The sequence below is a fragment of the Streptomyces sp. NPDC093097 genome, from assembly GCF_044754325.1.
Classification (GTDB): Bacteria; Actinomycetota; Actinomycetes; order Streptomycetales; family Streptomycetaceae; genus Streptomyces.
In genome coordinates this window covers 108,846-124,095 of sequence record NZ_JBIVOW010000025.1, presented here as the reverse complement: position 1 = coordinate 124,095, position 15,250 = coordinate 108,846, and the positions used below count along the sequence as shown (strand labels likewise).

The following is a 15,250-nucleotide window of genomic DNA, read 5'->3' as shown; positions in this document are numbered from 1 at the left end:
CCCGGCCGCGCCATCGCGTCGCTCCGGGGACGTGGCAGGCCCCACATCCACTATCGTCAAAGTGACGAGTACGCGGGGTAGCATCTCTCCTATGAACACAGCAGACCTGGGGCTGCCGGTGGCCGTGCCGTCGACGGCGCTCTTCACCGACCAGTACGAACTCACCATGCTTCAGGCCGCGTTGCGCTCCGGGACCGCCGACCGGCGGTCGGTCTTCGAGGTCTACACCCGGCGGCTCCCCGAGGGACGGCGCTACGGCGTGCTGGCGGGCACCGGGCGGGTACTGGACGCGGTGGAGAACTTCCGCTTCGACGAGACCATCCTGGGCTTCCTGCGGGAGCGCGGCATCCTCGACGGGCCGACGCTGGACTGGCTCGCCGACTACCGCTTCCGCGGCGACATCTGGGGCTACCCGGAGGGCGAGGTCTACTTCCCGGGCTCGCCGGTCATGCGCGTGGAGGGCACCTTCGCCGAGGCGGTGGTGCTGGAGACGGTGATCCTCTCGATCCTCAACCACGACTCGGCGGTGGCCGCGGCCGCGTCCCGGATGGCGGTGGCGGCCGGCGACCGGCCGCTGATGGAGATGGGCGCCCGGCGCACCCATGAGCTCTCGGCGGTGGCCGCGGCCCGCGCCGCGTACGTCGGCGGCTTCCACGTCACCTCCGACCTGGCGGCCGGCTTCCGCTACAACATCCCCACCGTCGGCACCAGCGCGCACGCCTTCACGCTGCTGCACGACACCGAGCGGGACGCCTTCACCGCCCAGGTCGACACCCTCGGCAGCGGGACCACGCTGCTGGTGGACACCTTCGACGTCACCGAGGCGGTGCGGACCGCCGTGGAGGTGGCGGGCCCCGGGCTCGGCTCGGTGCGGATCGACTCCGGCGACCTGCTGCTGATCGCGCACCGGGTGCGCCAGCAGCTGGACGAGCTGGGCGCGACCAAGACCAAGATCGTGGTCACCAGCGACCTGGACGAGTACGCCATCGCCTCGCTGGCCGCGGCGCCGGTGGACGCGTACGGGGTCGGCACCCAGCTGGTGACCGGCAGCGGGCACCCGACGTGCTCGATGGTCTACAAGCTGGTCGCGCGGGCGGACAGCGACGAGCCGGGCGCGCCGCTGCGGCCGGTGGCGAAGAAGTCGATGGGGGCCAAGTCCTCGGTCGGCGGCCGCAAGTGGGCGGCGCGGCGGCCGGACGAGCACGGGGTGGCGGAGGCCGAGGTGGTCGGCACCGGCCCGGTGCCGGCCGAGCTGACCGACCGGCTGCTCCAGGTGCCGCTGGTCACCGGCGGCAAGGTGGTGGCCCGGGAGCCGCTGGACGCGGCACGCGACCGGCACATCGCGGCCCGCGCCGGGCTGCCGCTGTCGGCGACGCAGCTCTCCCGCGGCGAGCCGGTGCTGCCCACCGAGTTCGTCTGAGGAGCGGGCGGGCGGGTGCGCTGACACCGCGTCCGCCCGCCCGCTCCCCTGGCGCGCCCACAGTGGCTACCCTCGGTTACACGGCATCCCGCACCCCCTCGAACCCCAGCCGGAAGGCGCGCACCATGCACCGGGCACTGATCGTCGTCGACGTCCAGAACGACTTCTGCGAGGGCGGCAGCCTCGCGGTGGCCGGCGGCGCGGACGTCGCGGCCGGCATCACCGACCTGATCGGCGCCGCGGCCGGCGGCGGCTACCGCCATGTCGTGGCCACCCGCGACCACCACATCGACCCGGGCGACCACTTCTCCGACCACCCCGACTACCGGGCGTCCTGGCCCGCGCACTGCGTGGCGGGCACCGAGGGCAGCGGCTTCCATCCGAACTTCGCGCCGGCCCTGGCCTCCGGCGCGGTCGACGCGGTGTTCTCCAAGGGGGCCCACTCGGCCGCCTACAGCGGTTTCGAGGGCTCGGACGAGAACGGCGTCCCGCTGGCGGCGTGGCTGCGGGAGCGGGGCGTCGGCGAGGTCGACGTGGTCGGGCTCGCCCTGGACCACTGCGTCCGCGCCACCGCACTGGACGCGCTCGCCGAGGGGCTGCGCACCCGGGTCCTGCTGGACCTGACGGCCGGGGTGGCCGCGGAGACCAGCGAGCGGGCCCTTGAGGAGCTGCGGGCGGCGGGCGCGGAGCTGACCGGCAAGCCGGTGATCGCCGGCGGCTGAGCGCCGCGTGCGCGCCTCGGCCGCCGCGGCCCGCGGCCCGGCCCCTCCTCACCCGCCGGACGGGCCCACAGGCGCCGGTCCGGCCGCCGCCCCGCCGGTGCCCGCCGGGGCGGGCCGCTGCGCCCGCAGCAGGGCGCGTATCGGGTGCCAGGACTCGGTGTCGTCGTCGGGGGCCTCGCGCCAGACCAGGCCGTCGGGGTGGTGGAGCACCGCGGTGATCTCGTCGGGGGTCGGCGGCTCGGTGTTGCCGCGCAGGTAGACGGCGCGCAGGCCGAGGTTGCGCAGCCTGGTCAGGGCGCGCGAGCGGTTCACCGCGTGCACCAGGACGCGGATGCGGCAGCCGCCGTCGTACGGCCCGCACAGCGGTCCGTGGCCCGGCCTGGGCAGGGAGAGGGCCACCACCACGCTCCCGCCGGGAAGCCTGGTGAAGCCGCCTCTGGTCATCGTCATACGCTCCCCCGCGAGACTCGATGTCAACAAGGATCCGTACGTCGCATCTAAACGCCTATCGGCCGCCGCCCGCTAGGGGGCGGCGGCCGACAACGCTGTGACCTGCGACGTCTATGGACTACTTGGTCGCGGGGCCCACCGTGAGGTTCACCGCGGAGCCGTCCTTGGCCTCCTTGGTGATGGTGATCTTGGTGTTGGTGTCAGGGACGTTCACCCCGCCGGTCGGGTTGGCCGGGTCGACGTAGACGCCGTTGCGGTCGTCGAAGACCCGCACGCCGGGCTTCGAGGCGATCTTCACCGTGGCGCCGTCCTTGTGGAGGGTCAGCGCGTCGGTGCGGGCACCGGTGAAGGTCGAGTCGTAGGCCTGGAAGCGGTTGCGCATCAGCGAGCCGTCGGCCCAGCGCTCGGCCCGCGGGTGCGCGTCGACCGGGAGGATCTTCCCGACGCCGGGGTGCACGCCGACGTTGTTGTCCCGCTGCGAGGTGTCCCACAGCCAGACCAGCACGCCGTTCTGGTACGGGAAGTGCTCGACCCAGCTCGGGCGGGTGCTCTTCCAACCGAAGTTGTACGGGCCGGACTTGAGGGTCTTGTCGTAGGAGACGTACTGCCGGTTCTCGGCGAGGTAGTACTGCGGGTAGTCCTTGGTGAAGGACGCGCCGATCCGGGAGAAGCCCTTGCTGGTCCAGCCGTTGTCGCCGTTCTCCGCGTCGTCGGCGAACAGCGGGGCGCCGTCCGCGGTGACGGTGAGGGCGTCGGCGGTGAAGCCCTTCTGGGCGACGCCGCCGTCGGTCTGGTAGCGGAAGCGGAGGTCGATCTTCTTGCCGGCGTAGGCGTCCAGCGGGAAGGCCAGGTCTTGGTGGGCGGTGACGGTGCCGGTCAGCGCGGGCTTGTCGGAGGCGTCACGGGGCAGCGGGGCGCCGTTCGCGGTGCCGTCCAACGGCGTCCAGCCGGCGCCGCCGTCGGTGGAGACCTCGGTGTAGAGGAAGTCGTAGTCCTTCTCGATGTCCCACCAGCCCTTGAGGGTGAGCGCGGCGGAGGACTTGCCCGTCAGATCGACCGTCCTGGTCAGGGTGTTGGACAGGTCGTCGCCCATCCCGCTCCACCACTGCGCGGCGCCCTGGGCGGGCTTGACGATCTCGGTGGTGACCGCCTTCGGGGGCAGTTCGACCACCAGCGCCTGCTTGTTCTTGGTGTTGTACTCGGCGACGCCCAGGGTGTGCCGGGAGGGCGTCGCGGCCTTGGCGGTGGCGTAGTTGAGCCAGCCGAGCTGGAGCTTGTCCCAGGCGCCGAGGTCGCCGGGCAGGTCGCCGATGGCGTTCTTGCCGGTGCCGAGCCAGGAGCCGGCCGACATCAACGACCAGAAGTCCACCGAGGATTCGCCCTTGCCGGTGGTGTCGTACTCGTCCGGCAGGCCCAGGTCGTGGCCGTACTCGTGGGCGAAGACACCGAGCCCGCCGTTCTCCGGCTGCATGGTGTAGTCGCCGACCCAGATGCCGGTGTTGCCGATCTGGGTGCCGCCGGCCTTGTTGTCCGCCGGGCCCGTCTTGCCGGCGTCGGTGCCGTAGGCGTACCAGCGGTGCGCCCAGATCGCGTCCGTCCCCTGCGCGCCGCCGCCGGCCGACTCGTCCTCACCGGCGTGCACGATCTGGAAGTGGTCGATGTAGCCGTCGGGCTCGTTGAAGTTGCCGTTGCCGTTGTAGTCGTTGCGGTCCCACTGGTCGTACTGCGCCAGATCGGCCTTGATCTGGGCGTCGGTGCGGCCCTGCGCCTTCTGGTCGGCCACCCACTGGTTGACCGCGTCGCGGATCAGGTCCCAGGCGTTGGAGCAGTTGGTGGAGCCGCAGTAGTTGGAACCGTAGCGGGCCTCGTTCCACGGGACCCGGACCCAGTCGGAGACCTGCCCGTTCACCGAGTAGCGGCCCGAGGACTGCCGCTCGTAGTACTTGGCCAGCGACTCCTTCTTCTTGTCGTGCGAGAAGTAGAGGTCCTGGAAGTGCTGCCGGTTGAAGTCCGGCTGCCAGGCGGTGCTGTTGTCCTTGGCGCGGTCCGGCTTGGCGATCGTGTTGTGCGCCGGGCCGGGGGTGCCGCCGTACTTCTTCACCGGGGGCAGCGGACCGTCGCCGTCCGGGTCGTACATCGTGGTGTCGTCGACCTTGTCGCCGAAGTCCACGAGGATGGTGAAGATCTTGTCGGTCTTCTCCCGGGCCAGCTCGACGTACTTGCCCTTGCCGAGCTTGACGACCTTGGAACCGCCGCGCTCGCTCGGCTTGGCCTGGCCCGATATGACCTGCCGGAGCGCCTCGGTGCGCTGCGCCGACTGGCGCTCGCTGAAGGGTCCCTTGAGGTCGTGGTCGGTCGCGCGCTCGGGGGCCGGGTCCTTGCGGACCGCGGCCGCGGCGGCCGGTGCGGTGTCGGCCGCGGCCACCCCGGTCGAGAGAACGGCCGCCCCGGTCGCGGCGATCGCCGTGGCCAGGGCGGCCGTTCCGCGCAGTCTTCGATGGCGTCTCACGTGGTCCTGTCCTCCCCATCAACTGGTCAATCCAGGAGGGCATTTGACCCGACGCGAGAGAGAAAAGACAGATCTTGACGTGTACGTGAAGGCACCAGTACGTTATTCGGCTTCCGTCACACAGGTATCGGACAGCGGATTCACAGCTTCCGGATAGCTCGCGGGGCGGCGGAGCGGGGCGGGGCGACAGGCTCGGGGGATATGCCGGGCGGGCATGCGCCCCCGTCGTCAGCAGGCCGGACGCGGCGCGGGAGCGTGGCGCCGTACGGACCCGCGACCGTCCCGTGCGCCCCCGTGCTCCGGACCGGCGGGTCAGGCCCCGCTTACCTGGTGTGCCGCTCGGGCACAAGGGACCGTAGGCTCGCCCGGTGGCGCGCCGCCGAACGCCCACGCCCCCGACCCTTTCGAGGACGGAATCCGCCATGCCTCGTCCGACCGCCACCCAGCTCGTCTACGGTTCGGCCACGGTCTTCCTCTCCACCCTCGCGATGCTGCTGCTCTCGCAGACGCAGACCGGGATCGGGGTCGCGGTCATCGCGCTGGCCGGCCTCGGGCTCGGGCTGCTGGTCGCGATGACGGTGCCGATGCCGGGGACGTCGCGGGTGGTGCGCCGGGGCGGCAGCGTCCCGGCCGGCGGCCCCGCCGCGCCGCGGGCCGTGCCGACCGCGGCAGCGCCCCGGCCGCGCCCGCACGGCGGCGCCGGGATCGGCGAACGCACCCGCTGACCGACCGCTCCCGACCGGTGCCGTCGGCCGCTCAGTCGGTGGCGACCACCACGGTCCGGGCCGCCTTGTCGTGCAGGCACTGCTGGTACGGCTTGTCCCAGGTGCACCACAGGACGTTGACCAGCCAGAAGATGAAACCGCAACAGGGGACGATCTCCGGGAGGGTGTAGACCGCGGCCCGGGTCCAACCGGCCTGCGTGGTCGGGATGGAGCCGTCGGCGAGCATCGCCACCCGGATCCGCATCGCCATCTTGCCGACCGTCTGACCGCGGGCGGTCAGCATCAGCCCCTCGTAGATCAGGTACACCAGCATCGTCACGCCGGACACCGTGGCCTGCTTGCTGGTCTCCACGTTGCTGGTGCTGAAGTAGTCCACCCAGCCGACGATCGCGTTCATGATCAGGGTGACCGGGACGCCGATGATGATCGCGTCGATGATCCGGGCCAGCAGGCGCTTGCCGCGGTTGGCCAGCGGCGGCATCCCGGCCAGGGGGTCGGCGCCGAACTCCCCGCCGCCGTACGGACCGCCCGCCGACGGCCCGCCATAGGGGCCACCGCCGTAGGGACCGCCGCCGTAGGACGGTGGGGGGCCGGCTCCCGGGGGCGGTGGGGGTGGGGCGCCCCCAGGGGGTGGGGCGCCCCCAGGGGGTGGGGCGCCACCGGGAGGCGGGGCGCCGCCCATGGGCGGGGTGCCGGCGCCCCCGCCCTGGCCGCCGTACGGGGAGCCGTTGCGCGGTGCGCCGTCCTGCGGAGCGCCGCCCGCTCCGGGCTCGGGCGGCTGCTTCAGGAACGGGTCGTGCTCCGGCGGTTCACCGGGGCCGGGCCGGGGCTGGTCGGTGCTCATGGCCCGAGTCGACCGCTTGCGGACGGGCGCCGCATCCGGCGGCGTCCGATCGGGGTACCCGGGCCGCCAGGGCGGGTGACGGCCCGGGGAACGACCGGGTGACGGTCAGTCCGACGACCGGTCGGCGGCGACGAAGGTGCGGGCCGCCTTGTCGTGCCAGCACTGCCGCCACGGCTTGTCGAACAGGCACCACAGGGCGTTGACCACGCCCACCGCCAGGACCCCGAGCACGCCGTAGACCAGCCAGCGCTTGATGGCCTGCGCCGGCTCCGGGGTGCCGTGGCTCTCGATGTCCAGCACCCGCACGCCGCAGAGCTTCTTGCCCAGCGTGCGGCCCCACTTGAGGGTCGGCAGCGCCTCGTAGAGGCCGCCGCCGATCAGGACGACGGCCAGGAGTGTGAGGAACACGGGGGCGGTGGTGCCGTCGACCAGATAGACCGTCATCTGGCGGCCGGACTGCTTGGCCGCCTCGACCTTGGCGTCGAGGTGGTCGGTGACCGTGGACCACAGCGGCAGCGCCGCCGCGGCGGTGGCCGCGGCCAGCACCACGGTGTCGATCAGCCGGGCCGCCAACCGGCGGCCGAGCGAGGCCGGATGGCCCTGCGCGGCCTGCGCGGCGGCGAAGAAGACATCGGCGGTCGGCGGCTTCCAGGGGATGACGCCGTCGTCGCCGGAGGGGCCGCCCTGCGGCGGGAGGCCCGGCGCGGGCGCCGCGGCGGCCGGGGGTTGATGGGCGTTGAGCGGCTGCGGCACGGTCGGGACCTCGGACCCGGGGGCGGGCAGCGGCTGCGGCACGGTCGGCACCTCGGACCCGGGGGCGCTCAGGGACCGCGGCACGGTCGGCAACTCCGAGCCGGGGAAGCCCTGTTGGGCCGGCGCCCCGGTGGCCGGCAGGGCCTGCGGCGCGCCGCCGGCCGCGCCGGATCCGGGCTGGTTGCCGGCCGGGAGGCGGAAGGCCATCGTCTCGTTCTTGACGGCGGGGCGGCCGCCGCCCTCGCCGGCGTCCGGCCGGACGGCGCGGAAGGCGGTGGTGCCCTGGTCCGCGCCCGCCGCCGGGCCGGGCCCGGGCCGTACCGCGCGGAACGCGGTGGTCCCCTGATCGCCGGGGCCGCGGCCGGCCCCGGGGTTGACGGCGCGGAACGCGACCGTCCCGTCGGCCGGGACGGCGGGCGTCGCGGCGCCGCCGGCATCGCCCGCGGCGGCCTCGGCGGACTCCGCGGCGCGCTGCGGCGGGAGCCCGCCCTGCGGCGTACCGCCGGCGGGGGCCTGGCCGGACGCGCCCCAGGAGATCCGGCCGTCCTCGCCGAAGCCGCCCTGCCGGGAGGCGTCGGCGTGCCACGCCGCCCCTTCCGCGCGGGCCGCGTCGAGCGCCTCGATCTCACCGGGCGGGCGGACGACCGCGCCCGTCTCGTCCAGGAAGACCGGACCGGTCTCCTCGACGGCGGCGGGCGCCGGGGCCACACCGGGCGGCGGCGCGGGCATCGGTTCGCCCTCGGCAGGAGCCGGCCGGCTGGTGCCCGGCACCCATGAGGCACCGTTCCAGTACCGGATGTAGCCGGGGATGGACGGGTCCGGGTAGAAGCCCGGCGTGGGGCTGCCGCCGGCGGATCCTGCGGTAGGGGCGCTCATGTCCGAAGTCCCGTATCTGTTCTGGGCCTGGTGGATGTCGGGGTGCAGTCTGCCGCACCGCGGTGTCCACTTCCATCAGACCCCGCGTCGTAACCGTGTTCTTCCCCTGCCCCGCCACCCGCCGGGAACACGGGAAAAAATTTCTCCGAAGTCGTGTAAGAGTCCGGCCGCCGGCCGCTCTCTCCTTGCGCGGGCCCGCACACGGACCCGTGCAAGAGCCCGGAGAGAGGCGGAGAACGATGCACACAGTGGTGGAACGAGAGTTGGAACTGGGCCTGGTCGTGTCGCCGGAGCGATGCGTTCCGGTGCCGGCGCGGCTCACCTACCGGACCGACGACCCCTACGCGGTCCACGTCGCCTTCCATGTCGGGTCGGACTCCCCCGTCCACTGGACGTTCGCCCGGGAACTCCTCGTCGAGGGCGTGTTCCGGCCGTCCGGCGAGGGCGATGTACGGGTCTGGCCGATGAAGTGGGACGGCCGCAGCCTGGTCTGCATGGCGCTGGCCTCGCCGGACGGGGAGGCCCTGCTGGAGGCGCCGGCCGCCGCGGTGTCGGCCTGGCTGGAGCGGACCCTGCGGCTCGTGCCGCCGGGCTCGGAGAGCGGCCACCTGGGCATCGACGCGGGGCTGAACGCGCTGCTCGCCCTGGCCTCCCGGGACGACGCCGGCCCCAACGGCCCCTGGCCGCTGGACGATTCGCCCGAACCGGGGGCGTGAGCGGTGGCCTCCTCTTCCTTACCCCCGCCCGCCCGCCGCGGCGGGGGCCGGCGCCCGGCACCGGGGCCGCACCGCCGCGCCGGGCCGCGGACCGGCTCCCGTCCGGCCGCCTCAGTCGCCGCGGTACGCCTCCAGCAGCCGCAGCCACACCTCGCTGATCGTCGGGTAGGCGGGGACCGCGTGCCAGAGGCGTTCCACGGGCACCTCCCCGGCGACCGCGACGGTCGCCGCGTGCAGCAGCTCGCCGACGCCGTGCCCGACGAAGGTGGCGCCCAGCAGCACCTCCCGGTCCAGGTCGACGACCATCCGGGCGCGGCCGCGGTAGCCGTCGGCGTACAGCGCCGCGCCGGCCACCGCGCCCAGGTCCTGGTCGACGACGCGGATCCGGTGGCCGGCGCGTTCGGCCTCCGCGGCGCTCAGGCCCACCGCCGCGGCCTCGGGGTCGGTGAAGACGACCTGCGGGACGGCGTGCCGGTCCGCGGTGGCGCTGTGCGCGCCCCAGCGGTCGGTCTCCAGGAGCGGCACCCCGCGGGCCCGGGCGGCGATCGCGGCGCCGGCGATCCGGGCCTGGTACTTGCCCTGGTGGGTCAGGAGGGCGCGGTGGTTGACGTCGCCGGCGCCGTAGAGCCAGCCGCCCGGCACGCCCGTCACCCGCAGGGTGTCGTCCACCTCCAGCCAGCTGCCCGGCGCCAGGCCGACGGTCTCCATCCCCAGGTCGTCGGTGTGCGGCGCGCGCCCCGTGGCGATCAGCAGCTCGTCGGCGACGATCTCGCCGCCCCCGCCCCCGTCCAGGACCACGGTGACCGGCCCGCCGGGCGCCTCCCGGCGCACCTCGCGCGCCGCCGTGCCCATCCGCAGCGCCACCCCCGCCTCGGCCAGCGACTCCGCCACCAGCTGCCCCACGAAGGGCTCCATACGGGGCAGCACCCCGCCCCCGCGCACCAGCAGCGTCACCGCGGCCCCCAGCGCCCGCCAGGCGGTGGCCATCTCGACGCCGACCACACCGCCGCCGATGATCACCAGCCGCCCCGGCACCGTCCCGGAGCTGGTGGCCTGGCGGCTCGTCCACGGCTTCGCCGCGGCCAGCCCGGGGACGTCCGGCAGCACCGCCCGGCTGCCGGTGCACACCGCGACCGCGTGCCGGGCGGTCAGCGTCCGTCCGCCGTCGACGGTCACCTTCCGCGGCCCGGCCAGCCGCCCCCGGCCGCGCACCAGGTCGATCCCCTTCCCCTCCAGCCAGCGGACCTGCCCGTCGTCCTTCCAGTACGAGGCGAACGCGTCACGGTGGGCGAGGACCTCGGGCGCGTCCAGCGGCCCGCCGACCGCGCCCTTCAGCCCCGGCACCCCGCGCGCCTCGGAACGGGCCGTGACCGGCCGCAGCAGCGCCTTGCTGGGCATGCAGGCCCAGTACGAGCACTCCCCGCCGACGAGTTCGTTCTCCACCAACACCGCGCTCAGGCCGGCGGCATGCACCCGGTCGGCGAGGTTCTCTCCGGTCGGCCCGCCGCCGAGCACGATCACGTCGTAGGTGTCGTCATGGCCCTCGCCCGCGGTCCCGCCGGCTCCGGTCGCTGCACTCGCTTCGTTCGCTGACATCGGCGCTCGCTCCCTGCTGCCCGTGGGGATGGGCCGGGCCGGGTCCCCGACCCCTCCCGCCATCGTCGGCCCCCGGCGGCCTCACCGCATCCGGCGTTCGACGGCCTCCTTCGCCTCCGCCAGCCCCGCACCGGTCGCCTCCCGGTAGACCTTGATCGCCGCGACAGTCTTCCCCTTGGCGAGCAGCACGTCCACCTCGGCCAGCTGCGGGTCCGCCGGCTCCTCGACCCCCAGCTGCGCCATCAGCAGGTCCACCTTCCGCTCCAGCCGGGCCAACCGCCGCTCCAGCGGCTTGGATCGGCGGTCGAAGGACGAGGCGAGCACGGCGACGGCCAGCACGAGAACGGCCAGCGAAGTGAAAGTGGTGGTGTCCATGACGGCAGCGTAGGCCGCCTGACCTGCGCGGGTCCCGCCGGCGGCGCACGCCGGTGCAGGGCGGCGACGGCGCGGCGGCCGGTCCCCGGCGGGCGCCGGAGCGCGCATCGGGGGGCGCGGACGGGCCCACACGGCGACGTCACCGCGGCGGGTGGTGTGCGCATGCCGACCGGGTGACGGCGGGCAGGGCCGCTGGCGGGTCGTGGGCCCGCTTGCTGCACTCGTCTACGGCCGCGCACGGACTCGGAAGCCGGCGCGGCCCGGAACGCAACGGCGGTGCAGTGGCGGCCAGTTGCTCACGTGCCACACCCGGAATCCGGGTCTCCGCGCCGATGCCGGAGCCCGTCGTAGCGTCCCGGCACGTCCCGTTGACCCATCTCACCACCACACCAGGAGGACTGGCATGAAGGCACGACGGGGCAGGAAGACGGCGGGCCGGCTGGCGGCGGCCGCCGCGGCAGTGCTCGTACTGGCCGGGGCGGCACCGGCGAGCGCGACGGCCGCGCAGGCACAGCCGGAACCGGAGCCCACCTATCGGTGCCTCCAACTGGAGCGGGGCCCCGAGCCGTACTCCGTCCTGGGCCAGGACTGCGAGGCGTTCCACGGCGCCCCGCTCCAAGGCCCCATCTACGGGAGGTTCCGCATCGAGAGCAACCGCGGGGCGGTCCACTGCGAAAAGCCCCCGAACCGCCGGGAGTCCGGCTTCGCGGCACTTCCGGACGAGGTCGTGGGCTGGCTCTGCGACGTCGACGAACTCCCCGGCGGGCCCGGCGACTTCCCCGGCGAGCCCGCCAGGTTCCCCCTGCGGTGACCCAGGGGCCTTGGCGTAGCGAGGGGGACGGCGGGGTGCCTGCCGTCCCCCTTGCGTGTGCCCTGGACCCGGATTCCCTTCCCGTACGGGCCGTACCCAAGGACACCAACGGCGCTCAGCGGTACGGTTCCTGATGTCCGAACCGGAACGGAGCCCGGCATGCCACGCCCTGATGACGACCACATCGGCGCCAGGATCGCGGACTATCGCAAGCTGCGTCAGCTCACACAGATCGGTCTCGCCCAGCGCGCCTTCCTCTCCCGCGGCACCATCGCCAAGATCGAGGCCGGGCTCACGCCCGCAACTCCCGGCGTGGTGGCCGCCATTGCCCGGGTCCTCGAAGTCGATCCGGCGGTGCTCAACGGTCAGCCGTATCTCTCCGAGCTGCGCCAGGACCGGCTGGACGGCATGATCGCCCCGCTGTCCGATGCCCTCGACCAGTACGATCTCGGGCCGGATCTGGACCTCGTCCCGCGCCCCCTCCACGTCGTGGCGGCCGAGGTGGAGGCGCTGTGCGCCCGTACCTGTGCCACGGAATACAAGGATGTCGGGTCCAGACTCCCCGGTCTGTTGGGCGAGTTGACGACCGCGTTCGGCGTGCTGCCGTCCGGGGGCGAGCGCCGCCGGACGGCGGCCTCGCTGGGCTGGTCGTACTGGGTCGCCTACGAGTTCGCGTACCGACTGGGCTATCAGCAGCTCGCCTCGATCGCACTGGAGCGCATGGGCTGGATGGCGGAGCAGGCCCAGGACCCCTTGTTGCTGGCGTTCCGGCTCGGCAAGCGCAGCAGCACCCTGTTGCGTAGGGGCAACAGCCAGCTGGCGCTGAAGGTGCTCGAACGCGGTCACAAGCTGATCGAGCAGCACGACGACGCGGGGTCGGTACCGGCCCTGGCGGTCTCCGGGAGCCTGCACCTCGCCGGCGCCATCGCCGCGGCGCAGGCGCGGAACGCGCCCCTCGTCGAGGGCCACATGGCGCTCGCCCGGGAGACCGCGCGCAGGATCGGCGGGGACGTACCGCACGTGTACTGGGCGTCGTTCGGCACGACCAATGTCGCCCACTTCGACGTGGCGACGGCGGTGGAGATGGGGCGGCTCGGCGAGGCGATGAAGGCGGCCCGCCGGCTCCGCTTCCCAGCTACCCACCCCCGGATGCGGGTGGGCCGCTACCATATCGAAATGGCCCGCGCCCACGCACAGATGGGGAAGCCCGAAGCGGCCGAACGGTCCCTGCACCGAGCGCGCGAAGTGGCGCCGCAGCAGGCCAGGTATCACCCGCTCATGCGCGAGACGATCGCCGTACTGGTACGCCGACAGCGCCGGGCACCGACGGGGCTGGCGTCACTGGCGGCGTGGGTCGGGATGTAGCGCGCGTCCGCCTCGGTTACGGCCGGAGTGTTCCCGAACGGGGAACACTCCGGCCGCCTTTCGTCGGCACGCTGGAAGCGGCGAAGACCCCCGCGACCGTGGTGGACGGCCTGGGGCGTGGACAACACCGAGAAGGAGCGCTGACATGACGCAAACTACCGCGAACCGCCGCCGCATCCACGGGGCGGTGGTCGCCGCATGACGGACCACACCGACCGCACGCCACGGCTGCTGCCCTGGACGACCCCGGACGGGAAGCCGTGCTATCTCATTCCCGGCAACGGCACCGGCCGCGTCTCCCGCCTCGCCGACCGGATCGAGGCCGAACAGCTCGGCTCCACCGCCGTCCTCATCGAGGAAGCGGAACGCATCCTGACCGAACGGGCCTGGACGCCCGGCGAACTTCACCTGCTGACCGTGGACTTGAAGGACTCCCTGGTCGCCACCTACCGCGTCGCCGAAAGCCGCGGAGCCCGCCTGCCGGTACCCGACGACGAACCCACCGACCCCGACGAGTTCGAAGACGGCCCCGGCAACCCTGACGAGGGGCCGGGGCGGTCGTAAGCCCTCAGCAGCAGCCTTGAAGTCGGGAACGGGCCCCTAGGGGCCCGAAGCCATGGGCACGACAGCGGCGGGCGCCCCCTTTGGGCCTAGAACAGCTTCCCCGGGTTGAGGATCCCCAGGGGGTCGAAGACCTGCTTGATGCCGCGGTGCAACTCCACGCCGTCGGGGCCGAGTTCGCGGGCGAGCCAGTCCTTCTTCAGGACGCCGACGCCGTGTTCGCCGGTGATGGTGCCGCCCAGGCGGAGGCCGAGGGCCATGATGGCGTCGAACGCCTCGCGGGCGCGGCGCTCCTCGTCGGGGTCGGCCGGGTCGAAGCAGACCAGCGGGTGGGTGTTGCCGTCGCCGGCGTGCGCGCAGACGCCGATGGTCAGGCCGTGCTCCTCGGCGACGGCGGCGGCGCCCTCCAGCATCGCGGCGAGCTGCGAGCGGGGCACGCAGACGTCGTCGATGAGCATCGCGGGCTTGATCTTCTCAAGGGCCGGGAAGGCCAACCGACGGGCCTGGAGGAGGAGTTCGGACTCCGTGGCGTTCTCGGCGGGGACGACCTCGGTGGCGCCGGCCGCCTCGCACAGCGCGCCGACCGCGGCGAGGTCGGCGGCCGGGTCCGGGGTGTCGAAGGCGGCCAGCAGCAGCACCTCGGTGGTCTCCGGCAGGCCCATCTGCGCCAGGGCGTTGACCGCGCGGACGCTGGTGCGGTCCATGAGCTCCAGCAGGGACGGGGTGTGGCCCTCGGCCATGATCCGGCAGACCGCCTCGCCGGCCGCCGTCACCGACCCGAACTCGGCGACCATGGCGAGCTGTTGGGGCGGCTCGGGCTTGAGGGCCAGGGTGGCGCGGACCACCACGCCCAGGCTGCCCTCGGAGCCGACGAAGAGGCGGGTGAGGTCGTAGCCGGCCACGCCCTTGGCGGTGCGCCGCCCGGTCCTGATCAGCCGGCCGTCGGCGAGGACGACCTCCAGGCCGAGCACGTACTCCGCGGTGACGCCGTACTTCACGCAGCACAGGCCGCCCGCGGCGGTGCCGATGTTGCCGCCGATGGTGCACATCTCCCAACTGGAGGGGTCGGGAGGGTAGGAGAGGCCGTGCTCGTTGACCGCGCGGGAGAGGACGGCGTTGACGACGCCCGGTTCGACGACCGCGACCCGGTCGACGGGGTCGATCTCCAGGATGCGGTCCATCTTGACCAGGGAGAGGACGATGCAGCCGTCGACGGCGTTGGCGGCGCCGGAGACGCCGGTGCGGGCGCCCTGCGGGACGACCGGGACGCGCAGTGCGGTGGCCGTCCGCATCACGTGCTGGACCTGCTCGACGGTGCGGGGCAGGACGACCACGGCGGGGGTGCCGGCGTCGCAGAAGTTGGCCGTGTCCCGGGCGTAGGAGCCGGTGACGTCGGGGTCGGTGAGCAGCACTTCCTCGGGGAGCCCGGCGCGCAGGCGTGCGATGAGGTCCATGCCCGTAGCCTCGCATCCGTGGGCCGTACACGGAAGATCGTGTACGGCCCACGGAAAGGCAGGGGTTGAGCGG

The 15,250-nt window shown here is 73.6% G+C and carries 14 protein-coding genes; 7 read left to right on the top strand and 7 right to left on the bottom strand.

Annotation, left to right across the window (positions count from 1 at the left end; translation table 11 throughout):
* Positions 1–91 precede the first annotated feature (91 nt).
* Positions 92–1,420 (top strand): nicotinate phosphoribosyltransferase, encoded by a 1,329-nt coding sequence (locus tag ACIQE0_RS32675; protein ID WP_366332694.1) that lies wholly within the window; start codon positions 92–94, stop codon positions 1,418–1,420.
* Between the two features lie 125 nt (positions 1,421–1,545).
* The gene (locus ACIQE0_RS32670) at positions 1,546–2,142 is read left to right on the top strand and encodes an isochorismatase family protein (protein WP_366332692.1); all 597 of its coding nucleotides are present in this window, start codon (positions 1,546–1,548) and stop codon (positions 2,140–2,142) included.
* Between the two features lie 48 nt (positions 2,143–2,190).
* On the opposite strand, the gene ACIQE0_RS32665 is transcribed toward ACIQE0_RS32670, so the two are convergent.
* Together ACIQE0_RS32665 and ACIQE0_RS32660 are read right to left on the bottom strand one after the other, a co-directional pair.
* Entirely contained in the window at positions 2,191–2,586 is a 396-nt protein-coding gene (locus tag ACIQE0_RS32665) for a hypothetical protein (protein WP_366332754.1), read from the bottom strand.
* Positions 2,587–2,710: 124 nt separating this feature from the next.
* Positions 2,711–5,101 carry an immune inhibitor A domain-containing protein gene (locus tag ACIQE0_RS32660; RefSeq protein ID WP_402338815.1) on the bottom strand — a complete coding sequence of 797 codons (2,391 nt, stop codon included), beginning with the start codon at positions 5,099–5,101 and terminating at the stop codon, positions 2,711–2,713.
* Positions 5,102–5,523: 422 nt separating this feature from the next.
* Here ACIQE0_RS32660 and ACIQE0_RS32655 point away from each other — a divergent pair, with 422 nt between their 5' ends.
* Positions 5,524–5,826, top strand: a complete 303-nt coding sequence (locus ACIQE0_RS32655; RefSeq protein ID WP_402338814.1) for a hypothetical protein — start codon at positions 5,524–5,526, stop codon at positions 5,824–5,826.
* A gap of 31 nt (positions 5,827–5,857) precedes the next feature.
* On the opposite strand, the gene ACIQE0_RS32650 is transcribed toward ACIQE0_RS32655, so the two are convergent.
* Both ACIQE0_RS32650 and ACIQE0_RS32645 read right to left on the bottom strand, forming a co-directional pair.
* Positions 5,858–6,670, bottom strand: coding sequence for an RDD family protein (locus tag ACIQE0_RS32650; protein ID WP_402338813.1), 813 nt, complete (start codon positions 6,668–6,670; stop codon positions 5,858–5,860).
* A 105-nt stretch (positions 6,671–6,775) separates the two neighbouring features.
* Positions 6,776–8,299 (bottom strand): RDD family protein, encoded by a 1,524-nt coding sequence (locus ACIQE0_RS32645; protein WP_366332685.1) that lies wholly within the window; start codon positions 8,297–8,299, stop codon positions 6,776–6,778.
* A 239-nt stretch (positions 8,300–8,538) separates the two neighbouring features.
* Between ACIQE0_RS32645 and ACIQE0_RS32640 the strand changes: the two genes are divergently transcribed.
* Positions 8,539–9,015: an SsgA family sporulation/cell division regulator gene (locus ACIQE0_RS32640; RefSeq protein WP_384105459.1), complete on the top strand. Its 477-nt coding sequence runs from the start codon at positions 8,539–8,541 to the stop codon at positions 9,013–9,015.
* Positions 9,016–9,126: 111 nt separating this feature from the next.
* On the opposite strand, the gene ACIQE0_RS32635 is transcribed toward ACIQE0_RS32640, so the two are convergent.
* Both ACIQE0_RS32635 and ACIQE0_RS32630 read right to left on the bottom strand, forming a co-directional pair.
* Positions 9,127–10,611: an NAD(P)/FAD-dependent oxidoreductase gene (locus tag ACIQE0_RS32635; RefSeq protein WP_366332681.1), complete on the bottom strand. Its 1,485-nt coding sequence runs from the start codon at positions 10,609–10,611 to the stop codon at positions 9,127–9,129.
* An 81-nt stretch (positions 10,612–10,692) separates the two neighbouring features.
* A complete protein-coding gene (locus ACIQE0_RS32630; protein ID WP_366332679.1) occupies positions 10,693–10,986 on the bottom strand; it encodes a hypothetical protein in 294 nt (97 codons plus the stop codon).
* A gap of 403 nt (positions 10,987–11,389) precedes the next feature.
* Between ACIQE0_RS32630 and ACIQE0_RS32625 the strand changes: the two genes are divergently transcribed.
* From ACIQE0_RS32625 to ACIQE0_RS32615, 3 genes are all read left to right on the top strand, one after another.
* Positions 11,390–11,797, top strand: coding sequence for a hypothetical protein (locus ACIQE0_RS32625; protein ID WP_402338812.1), 408 nt, complete (start codon positions 11,390–11,392; stop codon positions 11,795–11,797).
* Positions 11,798–11,956: 159 nt separating this feature from the next.
* On the top strand, positions 11,957–13,162 hold the full coding sequence (locus ACIQE0_RS32620; protein ID WP_402338811.1) for a helix-turn-helix domain-containing protein: 1,206 nt from the start codon (positions 11,957–11,959) through the stop codon (positions 13,160–13,162).
* A 198-nt stretch (positions 13,163–13,360) separates the two neighbouring features.
* The gene (locus ACIQE0_RS32615) at positions 13,361–13,726 is read left to right on the top strand and encodes a hypothetical protein (RefSeq protein ID WP_366332673.1); all 366 of its coding nucleotides are present in this window, start codon (positions 13,361–13,363) and stop codon (positions 13,724–13,726) included.
* Between the two features lie 86 nt (positions 13,727–13,812).
* Here ACIQE0_RS32615 and ACIQE0_RS32610 read toward each other — a convergent pair whose 3' ends face one another.
* The gene (locus tag ACIQE0_RS32610; protein ID WP_402338810.1) at positions 13,813–15,177 is read right to left on the bottom strand and encodes an FAD-binding oxidoreductase; all 1,365 of its coding nucleotides are present in this window, start codon (positions 15,175–15,177) and stop codon (positions 13,813–13,815) included.
* Between the last annotated feature and the right edge of the window lie 73 nt (positions 15,178–15,250).

Coding starts and splice junctions, on each gene's coding strand:
- ACIQE0_RS32630 (WP_366332679.1), bottom strand. CDS start 10,986: ATGGACACCACCACTTTCACTTCGCTGGCCGTTCTCGTGCTGGCCGTC.
- ACIQE0_RS32645 (WP_366332685.1), bottom strand. CDS start 8,299: ATGAGCGCCCCTACCGCAGGATCCGCCGGCGGCAGCCCCACGCCGGGC.
- ACIQE0_RS32615 (WP_366332673.1), top strand. CDS start 13,361: ATGACGGACCACACCGACCGCACGCCACGGCTGCTGCCCTGGACGACC.
- ACIQE0_RS32670 (WP_366332692.1), top strand. CDS start 1,546: ATGCACCGGGCACTGATCGTCGTCGACGTCCAGAACGACTTCTGCGAG.
- ACIQE0_RS32655 (WP_402338814.1), top strand. CDS start 5,524: ATGCCTCGTCCGACCGCCACCCAGCTCGTCTACGGTTCGGCCACGGTC.
- ACIQE0_RS32635 (WP_366332681.1), bottom strand. CDS start 10,611: ATGTCAGCGAACGAAGCGAGTGCAGCGACCGGAGCCGGCGGGACCGCG.
- ACIQE0_RS32675 (WP_366332694.1), top strand. CDS start 92: ATGAACACAGCAGACCTGGGGCTGCCGGTGGCCGTGCCGTCGACGGCG.
- ACIQE0_RS32640 (WP_384105459.1), top strand. CDS start 8,539: ATGCACACAGTGGTGGAACGAGAGTTGGAACTGGGCCTGGTCGTGTCG.
- ACIQE0_RS32625 (WP_402338812.1), top strand. CDS start 11,390: ATGAAGGCACGACGGGGCAGGAAGACGGCGGGCCGGCTGGCGGCGGCC.
- ACIQE0_RS32650 (WP_402338813.1), bottom strand. CDS start 6,670: ATGAGCACCGACCAGCCCCGGCCCGGCCCCGGTGAACCGCCGGAGCAC.
- ACIQE0_RS32620 (WP_402338811.1), top strand. CDS start 11,957: ATGCCACGCCCTGATGACGACCACATCGGCGCCAGGATCGCGGACTAT.
- ACIQE0_RS32610 (WP_402338810.1), bottom strand. CDS start 15,177: ATGGACCTCATCGCACGCCTGCGCGCCGGGCTCCCCGAGGAAGTGCTG.
- ACIQE0_RS32665 (WP_366332754.1), bottom strand. CDS start 2,586: ATGACCAGAGGCGGCTTCACCAGGCTTCCCGGCGGGAGCGTGGTGGTG.